The sequence below is a fragment of the Pseudoduganella sp. R-34 genome (genome assembly GCF_049904655.1).
Classification (GTDB): Bacteria; Pseudomonadota; Gammaproteobacteria; order Burkholderiales; family Burkholderiaceae_D; genus Rugamonas.
On record NZ_CP184572.1, the window covers coordinates 6408874 to 6430084 of the forward strand.

14 protein-coding genes and 1 pseudogene are annotated in these 21211 nt (G+C 57.8%); 2 read left to right on the forward strand and 13 right to left on the reverse strand.

Annotation, left to right across the window (positions count from 1 at the left end; all coding sequences use genetic code 11):
* From ACN9MW_RS29585 to ACN9MW_RS29600, 4 genes are all read right to left on the reverse strand, one after another.
* Nucleotides 1–912 (reverse strand): hypothetical protein, encoded by a 912-nt coding sequence (locus ACN9MW_RS29585; RefSeq protein WP_426165668.1) that lies wholly within the window; start codon nucleotides 910–912, stop codon nucleotides 1–3.
* Between the two features lie 58 nt (nucleotides 913–970).
* Complete coding sequence (locus tag ACN9MW_RS29590; protein WP_426165670.1) at nucleotides 971–1804, reverse strand: hypothetical protein; 834 nt, start codon at nucleotides 1802–1804, stop codon at nucleotides 971–973.
* Nucleotides 1805–2396: 592 nt separating this feature from the next.
* Nucleotides 2397–3020, reverse strand: a complete 624-nt coding sequence (locus tag ACN9MW_RS29595) for a GAD-like domain-containing protein (RefSeq protein WP_426165672.1) — start codon at nucleotides 3018–3020, stop codon at nucleotides 2397–2399.
* Nucleotides 3021–3029: 9 nt separating this feature from the next.
* Nucleotides 3030–4964 (reverse strand): polymorphic toxin type 15 domain-containing protein, encoded by a 1935-nt coding sequence (locus ACN9MW_RS29600; protein ID WP_426165674.1) that lies wholly within the window; start codon nucleotides 4962–4964, stop codon nucleotides 3030–3032.
* Between the two features lie 40 nt (nucleotides 4965–5004).
* Here ACN9MW_RS29600 and ACN9MW_RS29605 point away from each other — a divergent pair, with 40 nt between their 5' ends.
* Together ACN9MW_RS29605 and ACN9MW_RS29610 are read left to right on the forward strand one after the other, a co-directional pair.
* Nucleotides 5005–5919: a DDE-type integrase/transposase/recombinase gene (locus tag ACN9MW_RS29605; protein ID WP_426165676.1), complete on the forward strand. Its 915-nt coding sequence runs from the start codon at nucleotides 5005–5007 to the stop codon at nucleotides 5917–5919.
* Nucleotides 5916–6740, forward strand: a complete 825-nt coding sequence (locus ACN9MW_RS29610; RefSeq protein WP_426165678.1) for an ExeA family protein — start codon at nucleotides 5916–5918, stop codon at nucleotides 6738–6740. The genes ACN9MW_RS29605 and ACN9MW_RS29610 overlap by 4 nt, the downstream gene beginning before the upstream one ends.
* Nucleotides 6741–6905: 165 nt before the next feature.
* Here the strand turns inward: ACN9MW_RS29610 and tnpB are convergent, their stop codons facing one another.
* From tnpB to ACN9MW_RS29655, 9 genes and pseudogenes are all read right to left on the reverse strand, one after another.
* On the reverse strand, nucleotides 6906–7217 hold the full coding sequence (tnpB, locus tag ACN9MW_RS29615; RefSeq protein ID WP_426165680.1) for an IS66 family insertion sequence element accessory protein TnpB: 312 nt from the start codon (nucleotides 7215–7217) through the stop codon (nucleotides 6906–6908).
* Nucleotides 7218–7329: 112 nt separating this feature from the next.
* Nucleotides 7330–7509: pseudogene (gene tnpA, locus ACN9MW_RS29620) on the reverse strand (IS66 family insertion sequence element accessory protein TnpA); the annotation flags it as partial.
* A 562-nt stretch (nucleotides 7510–8071) separates the two neighbouring features.
* Complete coding sequence (locus tag ACN9MW_RS29625; RefSeq protein WP_426165682.1) at nucleotides 8072–8533, reverse strand: hypothetical protein; 462 nt, start codon at nucleotides 8531–8533, stop codon at nucleotides 8072–8074.
* A gap of 12 nt (nucleotides 8534–8545) precedes the next feature.
* A complete protein-coding gene (locus tag ACN9MW_RS29630; RefSeq protein ID WP_426165684.1) occupies nucleotides 8546–9469 on the reverse strand; it encodes an immunity protein Imm33 domain-containing protein in 924 nt (307 codons plus the stop codon).
* Between the two features lie 2 nt (nucleotides 9470–9471).
* The gene (locus ACN9MW_RS29635; RefSeq protein WP_426165686.1) at nucleotides 9472–16524 is read right to left on the reverse strand and encodes a LysM peptidoglycan-binding domain-containing protein; all 7053 of its coding nucleotides are present in this window, start codon (nucleotides 16522–16524) and stop codon (nucleotides 9472–9474) included.
* Nucleotides 16525–16864: 340 nt separating this feature from the next.
* Nucleotides 16865–18432, reverse strand: a protein-coding gene (locus ACN9MW_RS29640) for an IS3 family transposase (RefSeq protein WP_426165688.1) whose coding sequence is annotated in 2 segments (ribosomal slippage) — nucleotides 16865–17994 and nucleotides 17994–18432 — 1569 coding nt in all. Because the reading frame shifts where the segments join, the coding sequence is not laid out codon by codon here.
* 571 nt (nucleotides 18433–19003) lie between these two features.
* On the reverse strand, nucleotides 19004–19441 hold the full coding sequence (locus ACN9MW_RS29645) for a tetratricopeptide repeat protein (RefSeq protein ID WP_426165690.1): 438 nt from the start codon (nucleotides 19439–19441) through the stop codon (nucleotides 19004–19006).
* A gap of 67 nt (nucleotides 19442–19508) precedes the next feature.
* Nucleotides 19509–19940 (reverse strand): hypothetical protein, encoded by a 432-nt coding sequence (locus tag ACN9MW_RS29650; RefSeq protein WP_426165692.1) that lies wholly within the window; start codon nucleotides 19938–19940, stop codon nucleotides 19509–19511.
* A gap of 104 nt (nucleotides 19941–20044) precedes the next feature.
* Entirely contained in the window at nucleotides 20045–21073 is a 1029-nt protein-coding gene (locus ACN9MW_RS29655) for a hypothetical protein (protein ID WP_426165694.1), read from the reverse strand.
* Between the last annotated feature and the right edge of the window lie 138 nt (nucleotides 21074–21211).

Sequence of the window (21211 nt, forward strand, 5' to 3'; positions counted from 1 at the left end):
CTATGCGGTGGCCTTCACGCCATACTGCTCCACCAGGATCCTCAGGTAGCTCAGGGCACTCTTTTGCGCATAATCGGGCGCATCATTGCCGCTCAGGTTCAATTTCTTGAGGTCTTCCACCAAAGCGAAATAGCGCGCCGTCAAATACTGCGGCAAATCCGCCCGGTTCAACCGAATATTGCTTAAGCCGTCTTCCTCGTTCACCACTTGCATGTAGTAGCACTGGATGGCGCAGAAAACGCCCAGCGCATCACTTGCGGCGACGCGCAAGGCCAAGTCAAGTTCGCGCTCTGCAAACTTGACGTTGTACTTCTCGGCGATCGGATAAATCGCCTTGACCAGCAACTCGTTGTGATCGGTCGGCAGCAAGTCGGCATTAATGTAGGACGGCGTGCGAAACACGCCTTCCTCGCCACGGATTACCTTGAACAGATGATGAGATTTGATCTGCTGGTAAATTTCGTCGACTGTTGGAGTCATTTCTGGATTCACAATTCGTCCGAAGTCAGGCTTGCATAATTCGTTCAAGCCTTCGGACATAATCTGCAGCACCGTTTCACGGTCGCCGCCCAGAAGAGGTGTTTGACCATAAAAGAAGCGGAACCTGAAGCGCCCGTTCCACAGGACTGTCAAGCGTACGCCCGTCCATTTCTCGCCATGCTGGACAGCCTCTTGATATAGGGCCTTGACCGTATCGTATGTCTGAATCGTGTTGCCGAGGTCGTAGCTATCCAGGTGGATATCGAAATTTTCGCCGCCCAACGCCCTCGCAGTGCACTTATTTCTCAGCCCGAGTTGCTCATCCTCTAAGAACTCAAAATAGAAAGTAATCACTCTCCAATCCGGCGGCGCGCTATCGGCGAGCGCCTGCACCGTCTGGTTCAACAGTTCCGGGTCAGCCTGAAATGCCACAATTTTCCTCCTGTACTCTCAATCGTCACGAGCTTCCAAGTACCATTTTTGTCCACTACTAATAGCCAACGCCATATTGTTCGTGCGGCAAGGACAGCCATGCCTCGACCATTGCGTGAAAATTGTCGACTTCCGAGTGGTGCGCCAATTTCGTCAATGCGGCCCGAGCAGCGGCAAAGTTCCAGCCGCTTGAATTTAACGTGAACCACGCCGATGTCAGGTCTCCCGCACTCAAATAGGTCTGGAATAAGTGCTGTTTGTCCGTAGTCTTCAACCATGGGGGACAATCAGGACTGGCCAGAAACGCACGCGCGGTGGTTTCATTTAACTCAAAAGAGGACGCCTGTTTATTAGCAGAACCATTGGCGTTGCTAACGGTTGGAAAACCACCGTCATAACCTTTCGACCCAGAACAGCTTTCCAGTGGCGTGCGTACTGCAAATTCTGGCAGCAAATATAACTGTGTTGGGTCGTCGCCATGAGTTTCGGCAAATTGCTCAATCTGGCCTAAATCAACCCCTAGTTTGGCTGCAAAGTCGGCAACTTCCGGGGTGGATTCATCCGCGAATACAAGCTCATTCAAGACTTCGTATGCTTTGAACTGTTCGCAGGTCCGCGCTATTTCAGATACCACGTAGCCCAACTTGACGTACATCTTGACAAAGCTGGCGTCACGATCAGCGAACCAGTGACTCCAGTAGCCCGTGTAAATCATCGCATCTGGCGCACTCCAAAACGGAATGAGTGCCGGCGGAAAGCCGTAGCACCGTGCAGGCTGTTCGTTTATTCCATTAGGCAGTTGGAGCCTGCCCGTTGCTAGCGCAATCAATTCCTCCGGCATGCCAAGCCCGCCCAATACCTTTTCATACTGTTTCATCTTCCATTCCTTCATCTGCTCGCTGCTAGAATTTTCGGAAGTTCAATGGTCGCAGTCAGGCGCAGGGGATAAAAGCTCGGCATGTGCACACGTTCTGAACCAAGCGGATTTTGCTCAAGCTATCCTCCTGCATGTAATAGCACTTGATGGCACAGAAACATCGTGCGCATCGCTGGCCGCAAGGCGAAGGGCCGCTCGCCCTCGGCAAACCTGGAGTTGTACGACTGGGCAGTGGGATAGATACCGTTGACCAGCAGATGATTATGAGGTCGACAGCAGGCCCGCGCTGATAGGCAGAGGTGCGGAAGACGGCTGACTCGCCGCCATCACATTGAACAGATTGAGCCTCAATATCCGCAAATGGTGCAGCAAGCACGGCTTGCGCCGCATGAGCAACCGCTATTGTGAAGTCGCCGTTGAAAGTTGAGCTTGCTGCGCCGATTGCTCCCTGGCGCAGACGCAGGTACTTGTCTGCGATCGTGGACAGCAGACAGCACAACTCAGCGTCCGCAGACCCGGTGTTCGGAACAAAGGACTTCGCGCTTTACACTTCTTCCAACTGTCAAATCCGTTTGCATCCTATTCGAGATTCTCAACTCTCCTTAGCTTAGTCCGTCATCAATTGTACGCCTGCAAACTGTTTGATAATGTCAATATGAACTCCAAGCTTCAACTTCTGCAAGTTCGCAACATTTGCTTCGCCGCCCAGAGGAAGTACCGGCACAAAGCCGTATACCTCGTCTGGTCCCAGTACTCCAAGCGCGTCCCGAGCTGCTTCAAACATTGGATTATCGTCGTCGTCATCGAAATCAAAGTCTTCCAGACGCATCCCACCGAAAAACATGTCAATTGCATCCTCCATGTTGCCTGAGGCAAGTGCCGAGCTACGGGCCATCACGGCGGCAATTGGGCAACATATCGTGATTACTCGCGGACCATTCTCCCGCGCGCAAAAGAACTCGCCGAAAGCCGAACGCGCAATTATGAAATAGCGGTCCTCAGGCAGCTCGTTCAGCGGCTTTATCCAGCCATCGACTAACCACCCATATTCTTCTGGATTGACAGTCCAGAACATACCTCCGCCATACGAGCACCAGCCTTGGCTTTGCCAAATTTCAAGCAACGAATCTGGCAATATCCCACGGTACTTCTCCAATATCTGGTCAGGAACAGTCGCATATTGCGCTCCGCGGCCGGAGGCCGCCAAGAAAGCGGAATATTCTCTTTTCATTTGCATCCTTTAAATTCGGCCATTATTAATCAGCCCTGTTTCTAGGAACAGGCGTACGTTCATTTGGTGACCGCCATAGCCGGCCTCTTTTGCCTTGGCAGCCCAAGAATCCAAAGCTTCAACGCGGCTGTTCCAAGAAGGACCGATCGACGAGTTGACATTAGCATTTCCCATACGAGTTGGGTCGGCCGAAGTATAACCTCCTGCGACGTTATCCGGCTCATGTAATGCTGCGAGGCCTTTACGAGCTGCCGTTGCCTGCTGCGCCGCCATCTTGTCTATCGCATCATCGCTGAGTTGCGGATTTTCGCGCCTCATACGCTCAGCAATACTTTGCTTAACCTCCCGCTCAAAATCTTTCGTGAACTGTTTCTGCGCCCGTTTCGCATTCGGATTGCGTCCCAGCTTATCGAAGGAATCTCGTGCTTTCATGAATTGATCAACTGTCAAGCTATTCAAAGCATCTTCCTGACCTCGGATCTGCCGTGCGTACTCTGTCAAGAACTCTCGACGTTCCGCGGCAGTCTGCAATGCGCGGAATTTGTCGCCGCCCATTGGATCGAAGACTACTCGCGCTGCATCCCCAGGCACAACCGGACGTGTCGGACCTTCCGCGGCTACACGGCGTCGTGTGTTCTGCACAATTTCCACTTCACCGCAGTCGGCATTGTGAACGAAGATGCGCAACTCACCAACGAAGTAGGTGTGGAACTCGTCAACTTCAATGTTGTGGACGGTTTCCAGCCCTTCTTCTTCCACCAGCGACACCACCACGCGATGTTCGCCGGACGGCGTCAGCAATGGATCGCCTTCACGCAGATCGGCTGCACGTACCCAGCCGTGGCCTGCGATCCAGAACGGGTGTTCATCGGTGGTGCGGATCGTTTCGCGGTTGCCTGCCTCGTCCGCTACGACCAGACGATAAATCTGCTTGTCCTCGATGACGATCGTACGGACCACGGTACGATAGGCAATCTCACCCGTCTCCTCGTGACGCGACAGAACTTGGTCGCCAATGGCCAGGCGGTCGATCGCGCGCAACCCGTCGCGGGTTTCCACAGGCGTACCGGCCACGAAGCAGGCACGGCGCAGGTTACGCACGTCCACGCCATTGACCATCACCGGCCGGCCGGTTTTCGAGACTCCACCAAGTTCGGCGGCGGAAGCTTCACCGTTCATGACAGCTCGGCGTTCTGCCCGATTCAGGCCGGCATCCTGCAGTGCGCGGTTGTGCTCCTTCATGGACAGCTCGAACTTCTGCGGCGCATTGCCTGCCGTCGGAGTTGAACGTGGAGCCTGCGGCGCTTGTGGCGCATGCACCTCAGCACCGCGCGGTGCCGGCGTGCTTGGCGCAGATGCCGGCGTCGGCTCCTGCACTGGCGGACGATACGGCTCTGGTGCGCGTGGAGCGGGGCCTTGCTCGGCGCGCGGCACCTCACGCTCTACCTTTGCCGCATTGGAGCCTGCACGAACTTCACCCAGGGCATTGCGCACTACAGCAGGCGCATCCGCCGCCACGCCACTGCCATTGGCTACCTTTGGCATCTCCGACGCGGCGCGTCCCGGTACAGCCTCGGCGACCTTCCCTCCTGTCACCTCAGTCTGCTCCCACGGATTGCGTGGTGCTGCGCGGTCCGCAATGTTTGCGCGGCTTGCGGCGCTGGCATCGCCAGTGATCGCGGTTGCCGGATTCGGCTCGCCGTTGAGGCGCCCACGGGTTGTGGCGGCCTCACCTACGGCGCCCGACCTGGCTTCCGATGCAGCTGTGCGTACAGCCCCGGTCTCACCTGCGACTTCGCCCGCAGCGGCGCGCGCACCGTTGGCATTGCCAACCGCGCCACGTCCTGCAACAACAGCATCAGCCGCGCCAGCCTCCCCAACCGCCGAGCGCAGGGCGTTTGCCGCTGCGGCGGCTTCCGCACCTTCGCCGGCAATCAAGCCCATCCGGCCGGCCAACGATACCGCCGTTTTTCTGCCCAAGAGCGTGCTATACCGCGTGCTCCTGCAGCGCAACCTGTTCACGCGCTCGCAGCTGGCGCCCACCACCTTTTACCGCATGCTGCGCAAAAACCAGCTGCTCGATGAACCAACCATGCACAAGCAGCGCCTCTCCTTCGCCATGCAGTTCGCCAATGAGTTGTGGCAAGCCGACACGCTGCACGGCCCCAGCATCAAACAGGCCGACGGCCAGTGGAAAAAAACCTTCCTGATCGCCTTCCTCGACGACGCCTCGCGCGTCATTACGCACGCCGAGTTCTTTTACCGCGACAATACGGAGAATATGGTGCAGGCCTTCCGTTCTGCCTTGTACAAGCGCGGCAAGCCGCAGCGCCTCTACTTCGATAACGGCAGCAACTACAGCGCCCGCGAAATCGCCCAAGCCTGCCTGCGGCTCGACATCCACCTGTCGCACGCGCCCATCCGCGACGGCGCCGCCAAGGGCAAGATCGAACGTTTCTTCCGGGGTTTTCGCGACCGCTTCCTGACTTTGCATACCCACTTCGCTTCGCTGGAAGAACTTAACCGCCTGACTCACCAGTGGGTGGAGCAGGAATACAACGCGCAATTCCACAGCGGCATCCAGATGGCGCCCGTCGACCGTTTCAACCTGGACCGCAACCGCATCACCTTCCTGGCCGACGACGCCTTTTCGGCCGAGGTGTTTTATGTCGAAGAGGAACGCAAGGTCAGCAAGACCAATGTCTTCTCGATCAATTCGCAACGCTACGAATGCCCGGTCGACCTGCGTGGCAAGGCGGTGCAAGTGCGTTATGACCGCCAGCGGCGCGACAGCTTCATCGTCTACTTCGCCGGCCAGCGCATGGGCCAAGCCAATGCGCTCGACCTGCACGCCAATGCACGCCTTCGCATGCCGGCGGCAACGGGAGAGCGCACATGATCAAGTCCACATTCGGCCTGACGCAGGAACCCTTCTACCGCAAGGATCCGCCCCTGCTGCCGCAACAAAGCGAAGCGCTGGAGATGGTGCAGATCCATGCCCAGCATGGCGGCTTCTGCGTCGTAGTCGGCGATCCCGGCGTCGGCAAATCCGTTATCCGCCAGCACCTGGAACAACTAGGCAAGGCACGTGATTGCGTGGTGGCCAGCTTCACCCAAACCATGCATACCTATCTTCCGATCCTCAAGCAGTTGGGTGAATCGCTGCAGATCAAAGCCGCGCCCAAGGACATTGAAAAGGAGCTGGTGCAGGCGGCCTGGCGCCATGTACAATCGCAGAAGAACCTGTACCTCGTGATCGACGATGCGCACTTGCTCGATGTGCTTATTTTGCGCAAGCTGCGCCTGTTGTTCGAGCGATTCCCGAGCAAGCATAACCTGGTGTTGCTTGGCCAGCCGGAGCTGCTGCATCGTCTCTCGCTGATGTGCAACGAAGACATCAAGAGCCGCATCAGTTATTCAAAGCAGCTGCTGCCGCTCAATGACGAACAGCTGGCCGCGTTCATCGTGGCCGAACTGGCGGCGGTCGGACTGGGCGCCAACACCTTCGACGAGGCGGCGCTGAACGTCGTATTGCGCGCAGTACAAGGCAACCTGAGGTTGGCACGCAATCTGTGCTACGCCAGCCTGGTGGCCGCTTGCATGGATCGACAGCGTATTTGCACAGTCACCCACGTCAACGCAGCGCTGCAGCAACCGCACTGGCGCTCGCACGAAGCGTTACTCAAGCAGCAGCAAGCGCGCAGCGGGGAGAAAGCGTAGCGCATCCTGCCGGCGCCATCACGCAGCGGGAATCCATTGAAGATGATGGGGGCCAGCCGCGCATATCGTAGCGCGGGGAACTTCGGGTCCCCTTTTTTTTTCAGCGCAGCTACGACACCAAAACGGCAGACGATACGATCTAAGCGTGGCCAGGCAGGGAAAATTCTACGACGTCAAAGTGGAAAAACGCCGCCAATCTCGCCGAAATCGCTCGACGATAATTTGGCTCGCGATACGATGAAAGCGCGGCGCGCAACACTGGCCGCGATGCAGGCGGCGCACGCACATCCACACGCCATTGCCGTCCCAGCACACGACCTTCAGGCGAGTGTGGCGCCGGTTGCTGAACACGTAGGCTGTGCCATCGCATGGTGGGCGGCCCAGCGCTTGCTGCACATGCAGTGACAGGCGATCGCCCCCAGCGCGAATGTCTACTGGCTGGGTTGCAAGCCAAACTGTCGTTGCCTGCAGCTGCATTACAGACCGCGCAGCAGATCGGCCACCCAAGCTGCCGAGGCGCCTGCTGGAACTCGACGGACCAGCTATGCGGTCCGCGCAAGATCAATGCCGGTGCGCTAACTTCCGCCTTAATCACAACAGGCACCAAGGCCGCTACCGCAGGCTCGCTACGACTCAAACGCCGAACCCAGTAGCCGACTTGGCGGATAGGGTAGCCATGCTTCTGCGCAAAGGCCCGCTGCGACATGCCGCTCTCACGCCATAACGCGATACGCTCCAACCACCGCTGCTCTCGTTCTTGATTTGCCATCCGGTTCTCCAAAGTGAAAACCGAAGTTTGACCAGGCCTTGCCAACTTTCATATGTGGTCGCGTTGAGCGCTTACAGGCAATCTGCGATTGGCGCGCAACCTGTGTTATGCCAGTCTGGTGGAGGCTTGCCGGAATAGTCAGCGTATCTGCACCGTCACCCATGTCAACATGGCGCTGCAGCAACCGCATTGGCGTTCGCACGAAGCACTGCTCAAGCAGCAGCAAGCGCGCGGCGGGGGCAAGGCGTAGGGCATCTTCCCGACTTCATCACGCAGCGGGAACACATCGAAGATGAGGGCGGCCAGCCGCGTACGTCGTAGCGCCAGAGGGACTTCGCGTCCCCATACTTTTTCACTGACGCTACGACGCCAAAGCGGCAGGCGATACGATCCAAGCGTGGCCGGCCAGGGAAAATGCTACGACGTCAACGTGGTAAAACGCCGCCAATCTTGCCAAAATCGCTCGACGATAATTTGGTTCACGATACGATGAAAGCGCGGCGCGCAACAACTGGTCAATTCATATCAGCGCCTTTCGATTACACATATCGCTGACCAAGCATCAACGTAGTTCTCGCACCACTTTGACCGCTCCGCTATTTATCTCTAGCTCAAGCAGGAACTGCTGATCAGCCGTCTCAAACACAACTCCGAATCGATGTTCCGGATCCGTATCAGAGGGTTCAAACCAAAGGAAGCTGCCGTACCTCATAACGCCAGCGATTTCCTGAGCGCTTCCCAAAACATAACATTCCCGTCCTTGCGCATCCATGACAGTCAGTTTTGGAGAACCAGCGGCACCACCAATCTGTGGAATTACCGCGACATGCCCCCTGCCTGGCAAAACTTTGGCCAATACGCCATCTGGGTAATCCAGCGCTAACTGCCTTTGGCCAGCCAGCCAAGACACCCTAACAATTTTGCTCGGTGCCCAGCCGAGTTGGCTGAGCGTCTGGAAGGTCATTCCTGGAACGATCTCTTTGCCGTCCTGGCGGAGTTCGATAAATGCGTCAATCAGATCCACGCTCACACTACCTCACTTGGAAACGCCGGCTGCAATGGGAGCCGGCAAAATCTCAATCGCTTGATTGTGTTCATTGGCGACATCCATGATCTGGTTGCCTTCAATAAAAACCATGAAGCCAGCAGGAAGTGCCAGCACCTCCAACAAAGCCGGACGAAGTTGAATTAGCTGGAACGCGTAAATCGCCTCCAATTCAAATTCAGCATTGCTATTACGAATGCCTATAAACCATCCAGAATCATGCTTTTCCGGATTCGGAGCACTTCTTTCCAAATAAATGGATGGCGCCTGAAGCGCTCCGCGAGCCAGCACGATCTTGTCCTGGAACGAAATCTCTGCCGAAGCACAATTGGCGCGCCGTATAAATCCGGTTTGCTGAGACAACAATGCCAAAGTCACGTCCACACCTTCACGCAAATCCACGAAAGGGTTGCGCTCAAAGTCAGGTTCCCATAACGTTAGCGTGCCGTTCGGAGACTGGCCAACCGTAAGCATGGAGAATCCCAACTGAATGCGTTGACCCGCCACTATCGGTCGACCTTGCGCGTGCATGTCTTGAAACAACGAGATTAACCAGGCGACCTGCCCCTTTAACGAAGGCGCCGCCTTCACAGCAAAGGGCTGCTGGCCGATGTAAGCCTGCGTGATTTCTGCTGCTGTTCGCGATTCAAATTGCTGGCGTGCGCCGGCACCAGTAGTTTTAATTGATTCAACACCACCCAGCCTTACGATTCGCACGCCCAGGCCCTTCAGTCGTGTCAACACCGCTGCGGCGAGTTGCGCATCATTAATCTGCAGATCGAAATCACGTCCGTTTGCGTCTCGATAACAAAGCATTTCAGACACGGGGGTCTGTTCAATGTAATAGTCCGCGAGCGTAAGTCCACGTCCGAAAAGATAATCATCGACGTTAGGTAACGGCGTCTGATGTTCCATAGTTAGCCTCCTTTGCCAGAATGCGGATCTTTGCCGTAACCTGGGTAGAAAATCGTGTTGTCCGTATCGCCCGGTCCCCAGAAAATGCGCGACGGTGTTGGTCGCGCAGTAGGTTCGACCTCAACTTCCCTGAAATAACGAGCATTAACAGTATTCATGTCTTGCGTTGACGGCCATTGCTGGGTCGGTGTTTCATTCGGGTGGACATGGCCAATTAAACGCGAATCACGCGGCACGGCGCTAGTCCAAGCATCACCGCTATACAGTTTCTTAACTAGCTTTCCGTCTACGCGCTCCGTCGTCAGGGAGAATTCTACCTTGCGGCCACCTAACGTGCCCAGTTCATAAATATCGCCAAAGCGAACCGTGCGATCGGTAACAATTACGCCTTCTGTTCCCGGCAGGGCACCAGAGGCGCGCAGATCTGCGATCGAAGCATGGCTCCCGAGGCCTTCCGTGCGTTCAAAGTGCGTACCAGGCCGGCCTCCAGCTTGTGCTGTCAGATCGGGGCCGACAGTTCCCCGGTATGCCGCAAGGCGAGACGAGATAGCGTCGTCAATTGCTGTGCTAGCCGCGGCTTCCCGCGCCAACATCGCACTTCGGACGTCGTCAGGAACCGGCCCCAGCCTCGAATGCCCTGGCCACTCACCCCAAGTCTTATCCTGCTTCGACGTATTGGTCGACGCTCCAAGTCCCATCAAGTTCTCTTTAAGGTTAATAACCTCAAGAACCTGTGCAGGCGGCAGTTCTGACAATCCCGGCCTACGAATAATACTGTCGAATGCAATGATATGGTCGGCCTGGAAGCGAGTTACTGGGTAACCATAAACCGGATCAACTTTCGGCCCGGTTCCTGTATTTACATAATCGCGTCCCGCATCGTTGGGTGACTTTTTGCGGTAATACGCTATCTCGTCCTCCGTAAATGCAGTCTTGCGAGGACCAACGAAAGTATCGTCGCCATGTCCTTGCGCCAATAGATCCATTTCCCTGTTGCCAGCACCGGACCGCGGAGGTTCCACTGGCGAGTGCACTGGCAACTCACGCGAACTAAGTACTTTGAAATTCTTCTCTCCCAAGAACTGAACCTGTCCAGCACCACCAGGCGCTCTTTCGAGTGGCCCCACTACACCGTCGCGGACGTGATGGGGCTGTGTCGACTCGTAGGTCATTTCAATAGACACATCGTCCTTGAACTGTTTAAGAATAGCCAAGTCGTTACGCGCAAATTCTTGACTTGGAATTGGATCGCGGGTGGCCCACTTGCCCGCAGCCGGCACGCCACGTTGCAATGCATCGGCTTGACCCTGGCTTACAACCTGGCGGTACTGGGTACCGGCCGGATCGATTCGCTCGACTACTTCTGTGCCCTTCATCCACGCCGGCTGCATGCCCGCCGCTTCCATCTCGGCATTCACCGTTTCGGCGGTCGTGCGGCGTACAATTTCTGCTTCGTGCTTAGCCATGTTGTTCACTGAAGCACCATGCTCCGCTACACGTGGCAACGACTCACTGCTCGAACCAGACAATTTCACCGACTCCTGAACAGCGACTGCCTCACGACGTCCTGCGATACCGGCCTGACGTTCGATCAATTGACGCTGAGGCAACGCCGACAACAAATCGTCGGACGAAACGCGGGATGGCATCGTCGGCTCTATACGTGGCGCAGAGCCGACAGGAATATCTGCCTCCGCCGATTGCGAACGTCCTACATAGACATCCGGCGCAGCATCCGCATGCGCGGTCCGTGGTGCAGGACCTTCCGGTACATGCAGCCCGCGGCGACCAGCCAAGATGGTTCCCAGGGCATTGAAGCCCGCACTGGCCGCCACGTCGTTTGCCGTCAGTTCATCCTTCGCTCCCATAGCGGCTACATCCACCCCCAGTCCTGCCAGGGCCTGGACTTTATCCCCGGAGAGAGCATTCAGCGAGCTGGCAAGTCGGCCTTCGCCCTCCATCAGGCGGCCAATGGCCTGTTCTGCGCGGCCAATAGCGCCGCCGAGCGGAGCACCTTGCCGCGCCATCCTGCCGGCAGCCGTGGCGTTCAAGCCACCACCAATAGCGATGGCAGCCAGATCGATACCGACGCTAGCCAGGGCGCTTTCAGTCGACGCGCCATGCTCGATCTTGGTGCTGGCGGAATTGACTGACTGCAGGGCACCAAAGCCGATGCCTCCAATACCTGTCGGAATCGTCGCCACGGTGACCGCAATACTGCCGGCCATATGAACTCCTTTTGCGTAACTATCCTGGCGGATCGGCTGGAACCGCTCGTCATTGCGCAAATCGGTGGCTGCGCCGAAGATGTTGTCGGCCATCTCCGTATTGCCGGTTGCGGCAACGACGCCGCCGGCCAGGACCATCGCGCCGCTGGCTGCATTGTTCACCGCAGTACGCACGCCCTGAACAAACAGGTGCGTCGTGGACTGCACCGCTTCCAGCTTCTCGAACTGCTCCACTTTCTCATGGCGGTAATCGCCATCGACGGCCAGGCGTGCACTGCCGATCGTGGCGTCGCTTGCCACGTCAGTCACCTTGGCTAACGTGTAGATCGCAGTACCCAGCAAAGGCGACTTGTCGCCCGCCTGATCAGCCCATGTGTACAACTGTTTGACGCCTGCATCCCTCGCATCGCTGAGGTTTTGCATCAGGTCGGCCACTGGGCTCTTCGATTTTTCCGCATAATCAGCCACCTGCTTCATGCTGCTCGAGAGGTCGCTGCCGATCACCGCATCGATCGCCCGCGTGACATCCAGAGCGGCGCGGGTGCTGCTCTTGATCGAGTAGTCCAGGCCTTCCTGCACCTTGGTCAAGCCGGCCTCAAGTATTTGCGGTGCGGCATTCGTCAACAGGACGCTACGATCGTTGCCAGATTTCACCAGCAACGTATCGACAAACTGGTCCAGCATGGCGCTGCCGCGACGTTCGGCTTTCTCGCCGTTCCATGCTGCGACTGCGGTTTCACCTGCATGTACCACTTTGGAAGCGACGTCGACATAGTTGGCGGCGGCCAGCGTGGCCGTATCGCCGACATATCGTTTCGCCACCTCCACTTTCTGCGCGCCGTCGGCATACGCCGTCTGCGCGGTGCCTTTGACGGTGTAGGCCGCATCGACTACCTTCGCTTTCAGGCCGTAATACAGGTAGGAGCCGAAGTTAGTGGCATTGTCCTGCTCGCGCAGCGCGCCGTTCACGGCCGCGTTATGCTCGACAGCCGTGGCATCGGCAGCGCTGTAGTCTGCCCGGATTTCGGCGCGCGGCTGTGCGACCGGAGCCTGAGACTGCGCTTGCTGAGCAGGGGCTGCCTGCTGCACTTGCTGGGTTTTCGTTGCGTTCAGGTCACGCTGTCGCTTCTCCTCGGCCAGGATCTGGGCTTGAATGCGAATTGCACTTTCGCCGGCGATCATCTGGCCGGCATAGCGGCTAAATTGCTTGCGAGTGTCTTCATCGCTAAACAGCGATTCCGCAACATCACGCGCCATCATCAGCGTGTCCTTGCCTTCCTTCAGCTCCCAGGCCTGCTTGCCGCGGGCACCGTTCAGCACGGTATCGAGGGCGTAACCGGCACGGGTATTTTCCTTGCCATAAGCTTCGCCAGCCAAGCCGAGCGCCGTGTCGCCGCGCTCAACCTTGTGCACCGTGAACAGGTCGTCTTCTCGTTTGAGGACCTCCCTGCCCCATGCATTTGCTGCTTCGGCAACTTGTGCAGGTGTCCAGTTCGGATGCTCTTTTCGAAGCGAGAGCGCTTTTTTCAAAGCATCATCGCCCATCTTGCTCTTGTCGACTTCTTGCGCTGCCGCTTGTGGCGTGCCTTCCGCGTCTGGGCCCTGTGGCGCCTGCTGATCCACGCCAGGTGTTACCACGTCCGCAGCCGGGACGCCATTGAGACCGGCGCCGGGCTTCATATAGCCAGGCAGCCCAGCCAAGCCCAACTGACCGAGCTCCAACTCTTCCTGGGTAGGACCGTACAGGGCCGCCTTATTGTTATAGACCGTCGGTTTGGCAGGTTTCGCCGCTTGCGTCGCCGCATCTTTCTTCGCTTTGTCAGCCGCGACTAGCTTATCAAACGCAGCTGCAGTCCCCTCCTTGATGTCCGTCTGGTAGGCGCGCGATGCCGCACCACCACCTGCGGAGGCTGCTGCGCGGGTATCGCGACCCGCCCATTGCGCGAACGCGCTGCCCAGGCCGGAACCGACTGCTGTAACAATGTTCTCCAGGATGTTGCTGCTGCTGAAGCCCTGGCCGGTGAAAATGCTGTTGTGGAGGTTGTTGCTGTCCAGGCGTTGGCCGTCTGGGCCGGCGACCTCCCAAGGCAACTTGATGTCGGTGCCTGCGATCTTGCCGTCTGCATTGACCACGCCGCGCGAGCTGGCGAATTGTCCCTCGGCCGTAACCTCTTCGGCGTTGATGCCCACCGCAGCAAATGCGCTGCGCGACATCTGGCCGACGATGCTGCCCACCGCGCCGCCGATGGCGCCAGCCAGCGGATCCTGATGGCGCAGCCTTGCCAGGCCGGCGCCCACTACGGACTCGGCCAGCACATTCGACAGGCCGGTACTCCATTTCTCGTTGACCTTCGAATTGATGTAGTTGCCCACCTCGGTGATTGCCACCGAACGCCAGTCAACCTTGCCGGTTTCGACCAGTTGGGTGGTCACGCTGGATGTCACAGACTTGGCAGTCTTACGCAGGAACTCGTTGGCGGCATCGCTGCCGGCGATATCAACGTTCTTCAGCAGGTCGCCGACCGCCGAGCTGGCGGCCGCTGCGACGCCGGATGCAGCCACCGAGCGCCAGTTGAAGTTCTTCTGCTGGCCGAAGGCGATGCTGATGCCCTGCGTTGCCACGTTCGATGCCATTGCCGTCAGGCCGGTATTGATCGCGGTGGACGGCGTCAGGTTGAACACGCCTGTGCCGCCGATGCCGGCTGCCACGCCGGAGCCGATAGCGCTCATGGCCACGCTCTTCCAGCTGAAGTGTTCCTGAATGCCGACCGCCATGCCAACGCCCTGGCTGACGATGGAGCCGATGGCGCCACCGATCATGGCCGCGCCCAGGCCGGCCATGCCGCCAGCACCGCCCAGCACGGCCAGGCCGGCGCTGAAGGTGGTTGCGCTGGCAGTCGCCGACAGCGACGCGCCCATCAGGCCAGCTGCCGCACCCGCGGTGTAGATCGTCACCACGATGGCAACGATGATCACCAGGATCTGCAGGAAGCCGCCGCACTTCTTGCCTTTCGGCGGTGGCGACTTCAGGTTCGGCAGCTTGCTGCCGACGATCTCGTTCTCGTTGTAGGTCTTGTGGGTCTGCGAGGTGATCGGCTCGGACTTGCCGTTGGACGGCACCACCAGCACCTGGCCAGCCTTCAGCTCCTCGGTGCCGGACAGGCCGTTGGCCTCGGCCAGCACGTACCACTGGCTCGGATTGCCCCACAGGGTGTTGGCAATGCCCTGCAGCGTCTCGCCGCCCTTGACGGTGTAGCTGGAGGTCGTGCCGCCCGGGAAGTCCTTGCCGTAGTTCTCGAACAGTGCGTAGTTCTTGGTATCGATCGCGGTGTACGCGCCGCCCTGGATCGCGGTGCCGGTTTCGGCCACCGGATTGCCCTGGGCGTAGACATAGTCGATGCGGTCGCGCGCGCCGTCCTTGCCGTTGTCGTGCCACTTGGCGACGATGTGGTCGTCGTTGTCGTAGACGTAACGGGAGATCTCGTCACGGTCCTGGCCATCGCCGCGGCCCTGGTTCATCATCACCAGCTTGTCGTTGGCGTTGTAGGTGAAGGTCGCGTTGCCGCTGGCATCGCCGAAGGCGCGGATCGACCGCTCGCGGCCATCGCCGTAGTAGTCGTAGGTGTACTGGTAAGTCTTGGTCGACTTCGGCGTCACCGTGCGCATGGTGGTCTTGCTGACCTTTCCCGCCGCGTTGTACTGCTGCGAGAGTTCCTGGCTTTCGCTCTCGGTCTTGACCCATCCGGCCGGGCTGTAGCCCTTGTGGATGGCTTCCGCTGCGCTCATGCGGCGCAGGTCGAACAGGTGGCCGGTGATCGGCAGCGCGTTCGGATCGAAGTCGAGCTTCTTGAGCGTGTTGGTGTTGCTGGTCAGGTTGCCGTTCGACTGGTCGTAGGTCTTGGTTGCAGTGGACCAGGTCACGCCATCGCGCTTCTCGATGAACAGCGTGTTGTTGCCTGCAACGTCGTATTGCCAGATCAGCTCTTCGTCGCGCGACAGCTGCAGGGTACGGCCGCTCAGGGTCGCAAAGGCATCGGCATCGAAATCGACAATGCCGTTGTCCTGCGCGATCTTGGCCCAGCGGTTCGCATCGCGGTACTGGACGATGGCAATCGCCTGCAGCGCCTCGCGTACCGTCACGCTGGTGTAGACCGGATTGCCCATGTCGTCTTCGTGATCGGTGAAGCGCAGGTCGCTTTCGCTCACGGCGTAGGCATCGGGCTGCTTGACGCTGAGCGCCGTGGCAGGACGGTTATGGTCGTCGTAGGTGTAGGTGGTCACCACACCGCCGGCCGTGTAGGTGCTGCGGCGGCCTGCGGCGTCGTAGGTGTAATGGCCCACCACGGCATTGCTGTTGCGCAGCGCGATGACGCGGCCTGCACCATCGAAGTCGGTGCCATGGTCGACGCTGGTGCCGCCGCCATTGCCTTGCACCCGCACCTGGTTGCCCACTTCGTCGTAGCTGATGGTTTCTTCCAGGCCGGTGACGCTGTCCTTCCAGTACGTCATGCGGCCCAGTTCATCGAAGCGGTAGGCCAGCATGCGGTTATGGGTGGCGCTTTCGAAGTCGACCACGCCGGTGGTCTCCTCTTTCACGCGCTGGCCCATGATGTCGTAGCCGTAAGTGGTGCGCACGCCGGTGGCCAGGTCGAGGATCTCGACCAGGTGGCCTGCCTCGTCGTAGGCGCGGCGGATGTTCTTGCCGCTGACGCTGGTCTGCGACGTTTCGCGGCCGAAGTCGTCGTAGGTGTAGCTGGTGACGCGGCCGTCTTCGTCGATGGCGCGGCGCAGCTGGGCAAAGCCGCCGAACTGGCTTTGCTTGGTCACGATGCAGTGGCCGGACGGGTTGTTCAAGTCGTACGAGGCGGTGCGATTGCCGTGGCCGTCGTAGCCGAACTGGTTGAAGCCCTGGCGCGACCCTGTGTTTGTCGTGACCGCACACCTTCCAGCGCATGCAGCTCGCGCGACCAGCTAAGACGACTCCCTGGGCATTGAAGCTCACACTGGCCGCCACGTTGTTTGCCGTCAGTTCACCCTTCGTCCCCACGGGGCCACATCCACACCCAGTCCTGCTAGGGCCTGGACTTTGCCCCCGGAATGCGCCTTCGGTGTGCTGGCTAGTCGGCCTCACCTGAACCGGCGCGTGTCAAGGTAGTTGTCGCCTGAATCAAGCAGCAATTTGCTGAGTTTGAATCTCCTTCGCAGCGACGGAAACGACGAGATCCCGTTCGGGGTTCAACGTGACCGCGTCGCATGGCGTCCAGTTGCGGGTATGGCCCGACCAGCGAGCCGGGTGGCGAGCCTGGGCGGACAGATACAGGCGATGCCGCGCTGCCAGAATGGCAGTATCCAGTCCCGCATGTCGCTGCGCCGGACTAACATAGCGAATGCCACTATGCCGGTGGTCGAAGTTGTACCACTGCACAAAGCGGGCTGCCCAGTCTCGTGTGTCGGCCAGATCTGCGAAGCCACTGGAAGGGAATTCCGGACGGTACTTCGCGGTACGGAACAACGCTTCGGCGAAGGCGTTGTCGTCGCTCACACGTGGGCGCGAGTACGATGGCTTAATGCCCAGCCAATGCAGCATGGCCAGCACCGTGGTCGCCTTCAGCGTGGCGCCGTTATCGCCATGCAGCACCGGCTTGTTGTGGCGCATAGCGACACCCTCGACCAAAGCCGTGCGCCGCACCAGATGACTGGCGTGGTCGGCATCATCCTCGGCATGCACCTCCCAGCCGATGATCTTGCGGCTATAGAGATCCAAGATCAGGTAAAGGTAGAACCAGCGGCCCGCCACTACAGCCGGCAAGTAGGTCATGTCCCAGCACCACATCTGGCCGGGTGCAGTAGCGACATGGGTGGTCGGCGGCCGTTGTTGACGAGGTGCTTTGGCACGGCCGCGATGACGCACTTGGCCATGGGCACGCAAGATGCGGCTGAACGTCGATTCGCTGGCCAGATAGATGCCCTCATCGGCCAACATGGGAACAATGCGCGCCGGCGGCATGTCGGCAAAGCGTGGTTCATTCGCAGCTGCCAACACCGCCGCGCGCTCATCATCCGTCAGCGCATGCGATGGCATGGGGCGTACCGCCGTCGGGCGACGATCGCCGCTTACCAATCCACCGCTTGCCTGCCAGCGCTGCAGCGTGCGAGCGCTCAGCCCGACCGCCGCGCATGCCTCGCTCAAGCGGGCACCGGCTTGGCAAGCTTGTTGGATTTCCAGGGCCAGAGCCTGGCGATCTTCGAGGCCGATCATTCGTCCTCGGCCTTGTACTTGCTGAAGATCGCCTCGGCTTTTTTTGATAGCACCAGCAAGGCTGCAGTTTCGGCCAATGCCCTGTCCTTACGGCGCACCTCGCGCTCAAGCTCCTTGATGCGGCGCTTGTCCTGCTTGGCTTCCGCTGCGCTCAAACGTTTTTCTCCCGGCTGGCCCAGCGCATTGATCGCCTGCTCGCGCCATACCGCCAGCTCGTGCGGATATACGCCGTTGCTGCGGCACCAGGCACCCTTGCTGGCCTCGTCCATGGCAGATGTCGCCAGCACCGCTTCAAACCGCGCGGCGGGCGTCCATTCGCGGCGTTGCGCTGGATTCGCCAACGCCTCGCTGCGCCAGCGCTCCAAAGTCGATTCGCTCACGCCCACCGACAAGGCCGCATCCTTGATCGATGCACTTTCCGGTGGCAGCAATCGCGCCACCGCTTTGTCTTTGAATTCTTGTCCGTACCGTGCCACTTCTCACTCCTGTTATCGCCCCCATTTTCTCAGATCTATCGGAGCGACAACTATTTTGACACCGGGGGGAACTAGCGAACGGTACAGTTCAGCGGAGCGCGGAGCCGGCGCCTGCTCAGGCGCACGACACTTCACATTTTATTCACTAGCAATGATCCAGGCAGCCCGCTGAAGTCTAGCTTCTGGATGCGTAAATAACGTACGACGTTTGAGTGATCGTAGCAAGCACCGTATAACGGCTTCCAACAGCATCTCGTTTATCAGGTGCCCCCAACAACGTATGAATGTCGTTATCACTCATACGCCACTTAATTCCAAATGGAAGCTCATCACTGAAATTGCATCGAATCGGAGTCTTGAACGAAAATCTGGATATCTAATATCTTCTCGTCATCGAAGAGCAATTCAACTCCCTTATCCTCCGACCCAACATAACGTCGGAACGGAGGATCGACGTAGACATCAACGCACATAAGTTTACATCTTCGACCTCGTTTTCCTACTAGCTACTTGTTGACTGATCTGAGCTGATCAGTCATCCATTTCAATCACGTGGAGATCGAACAAGGCATCAAATCTCGATCCTTGTTTCCAAGAAATCTAAATACTTCGGATCATCCTCCATGAATATCTTCAAGCCGGCGCCCATATAAGCTCGAGTTAACTCATCAGCTGCTTTATCTAAAGATCCCTGGTCAAAATAAATTTGTCCAAGCCTTAAGTGAATATACGGGTTACCAAGTCCGTTCGGGCATTGGACAGCGTTGAAAAAGCATCGAAATGCCCTTTCAATATCTTTCATTTTTAGATTCACATCACCAATTGCGACGTAAATCCACGTAGCCGCATCCCATTCACGATGATTCTCCGGGAGCAAGTCGAGCGCAGAAATATACTTTCTCTTTGCTGCCGGAAGCTCCCCAGTTTTCACTAAATCGTCGCCTTCTTTGCATAGGGCAACAATCTCAGCATGAACCTCATCTGATAATTGTTTCATCGCATTTTCCATTAAATATCCGATTTACCAAAGAACTGACTCTTCTCTTCCTCAGTTGCAGGGTTCGCGTATCGCTTTTTCATCGATGCGCCATTACTTCTATTAGTGCTGGATGGCCCATGATGTCGTAGCCGTAAGTGGTGCGTACGCCGGTGGCCAGGTCAAGGATCTCGACCAGGTGGCCGGCCTCGTCGTAGGCGCGGCGGATATTCTTGCCGCTGACGCTGGTCTGCGACGTTTCGCGGCCGAAGTCGTCGTAGGTGTAGCTGGTGACGCGGCCGTCTTCGTCGATGGCACGGCGCAGCTGGGCAAAGCCGCCGAACTGGCTTTGCTTGGTCTTGCCGTTGCCGTCGGTTTCCGCGATCAGGTTGCCGAACACGTCGTAGCTGCGGTAGCTGGTGGTGGCGACGTCCACGGAGCTGCCGTTGACACGGCGCCACTGGGTCACGGACTGCACGCGGCCCAGGCCGTCGTAACGCATTTCGATGCGGTGGCCGGACGGGTTGTTCAAGTCGTACGAGGCGGTGCGGTTGCCGCGGCCGTCGTAGCCGAACTGGTTGAAGCCCTGGCGCGCCCCGTGTTTGCCGTGCCGCGCGCCTTCGGGCGCATATAGGTTTACTCCACTGTCTTTACTTCCGCTCTTTGCATGGCACCAGAGTCCAGATTAAGGGTATAAATAACCGTCTTATGGGCCACTTCCCCCATCACTTCCCACAACACCAAATTGTTTCTTGGCAAATAGACGGCTTGGTTAGCGCCCTTGGTCGCAAATACCGCGGGCAGTGAATACACCCGGGGAGCCTGTTGATCATTTTCAATCGACAGCTGCGCAGTTTTTTCCTGAAGTTGGGTCAGTTGGTAAATACGCAAACCATCTGCCACACCAATCAAGCTCTTTGCAGACCTTCTTTTGGGTCCATAAGAATCATATTCGATGTTTTCAATTTTCGCGGCCTTATTGTTTGATCCAATCTCTACTTCATATGCCCCGCGATTCACATTGACAAATATCTTCTTTTGCCCCGGCGCGGAAAAAAAACCTGGCATGTCGTCCGACGGCAAACCGGCCACGGCACCCAGCGGAATGGCTACCGCATTCATCGACGGTAATTCGATTCGATAGGCGATCTCTTTTCTTTTGCAATACAAATACAGGACGCGGGAATCTTGGTGATCATAAAGGATATTGCGAATTTCGCTCTTAGAACAATCGACGCCTTCGGCCTGCAACAGCCTGTCTTTTAACTCCTTATTTCCCCATAGGACCGGTAGAGTACCGTTCTCAAGCTCAATATATTCATAGTAGCCAAACGCCTGATTTAGATGATCCTTGCCTACCGGGTGCGCAGGTTGTAATCGATGAATGGTCGAAGCCGGATTTTTCTTCTCGCCGGTCAAGTCAATCGCCACCACATGGTATTCTCTTTCCAAAACTCTCGTCCCACCGCGCTCTGGAATTGGGATATTTGGCGCAAGAGTACTCACCATCTTAACGGCGTAAAGCGTATCCCTGACTATCGGATAGCCTTGCCACCGATATTCCGTCTCGTGGGGAAAAAAAAGAGAACCTAATAACATTGCCATCGCACCTGCATTCATTTTCACCTGTCCCGACTTAAACAAATAAACGGCCAGCCAGTCCATTCCACCGCTGGCCTACCTCCCCCAAAGCTCCCCAATGCATTGCAGGATGCATTAAGCGATTTAAAGTGCGCATCGTCTGTCCAAATGACAGACGTGCACCGAACCACAACCTGCGCCACACAAACCTATCAACTCAGC

Bases quoted from the DNA above. Each gene is read 5' to 3' on its own strand.
- ACN9MW_RS29630 (WP_426165684.1), bottom strand. From the start codon at position 9,469: ATGGAACATCAGACGCCGTTACCTAACGTCGATGATTATCTTTTCGGA.
- ACN9MW_RS29645 (WP_426165690.1), bottom strand. From the start codon at position 19,441: ATGGAAAATGCGATGAAACAATTATCAGATGAGGTTCATGCTGAGATT.
- ACN9MW_RS29655 (WP_426165694.1), bottom strand. From the start codon at position 21,073: ATGGACTGGCTGGCCGTTTATTTGTTTAAGTCGGGACAGGTGAAAATG.
- ACN9MW_RS29600 (WP_426165674.1), bottom strand. From the start codon at position 4,964: ATGGGCTTGATTGCCGGCGAAGGTGCGGAAGCCGCCGCAGCGGCAAAC.
- ACN9MW_RS29595 (WP_426165672.1), bottom strand. From the start codon at position 3,020: ATGAAAAGAGAATATTCCGCTTTCTTGGCGGCCTCCGGCCGCGGAGCG.
- ACN9MW_RS29610 (WP_426165678.1), top strand. From the start codon at position 5,916: ATGATCAAGTCCACATTCGGCCTGACGCAGGAACCCTTCTACCGCAAG.
- ACN9MW_RS29590 (WP_426165670.1), bottom strand. From the start codon at position 1,804: ATGAAGGAATGGAAGATGAAACAGTATGAAAAGGTATTGGGCGGGCTT.
- tnpB (WP_426165680.1), bottom strand. From the start codon at position 7,217: ATGCAGCTGCAGGCAACGACAGTTTGGCTTGCAACCCAGCCAGTAGAC.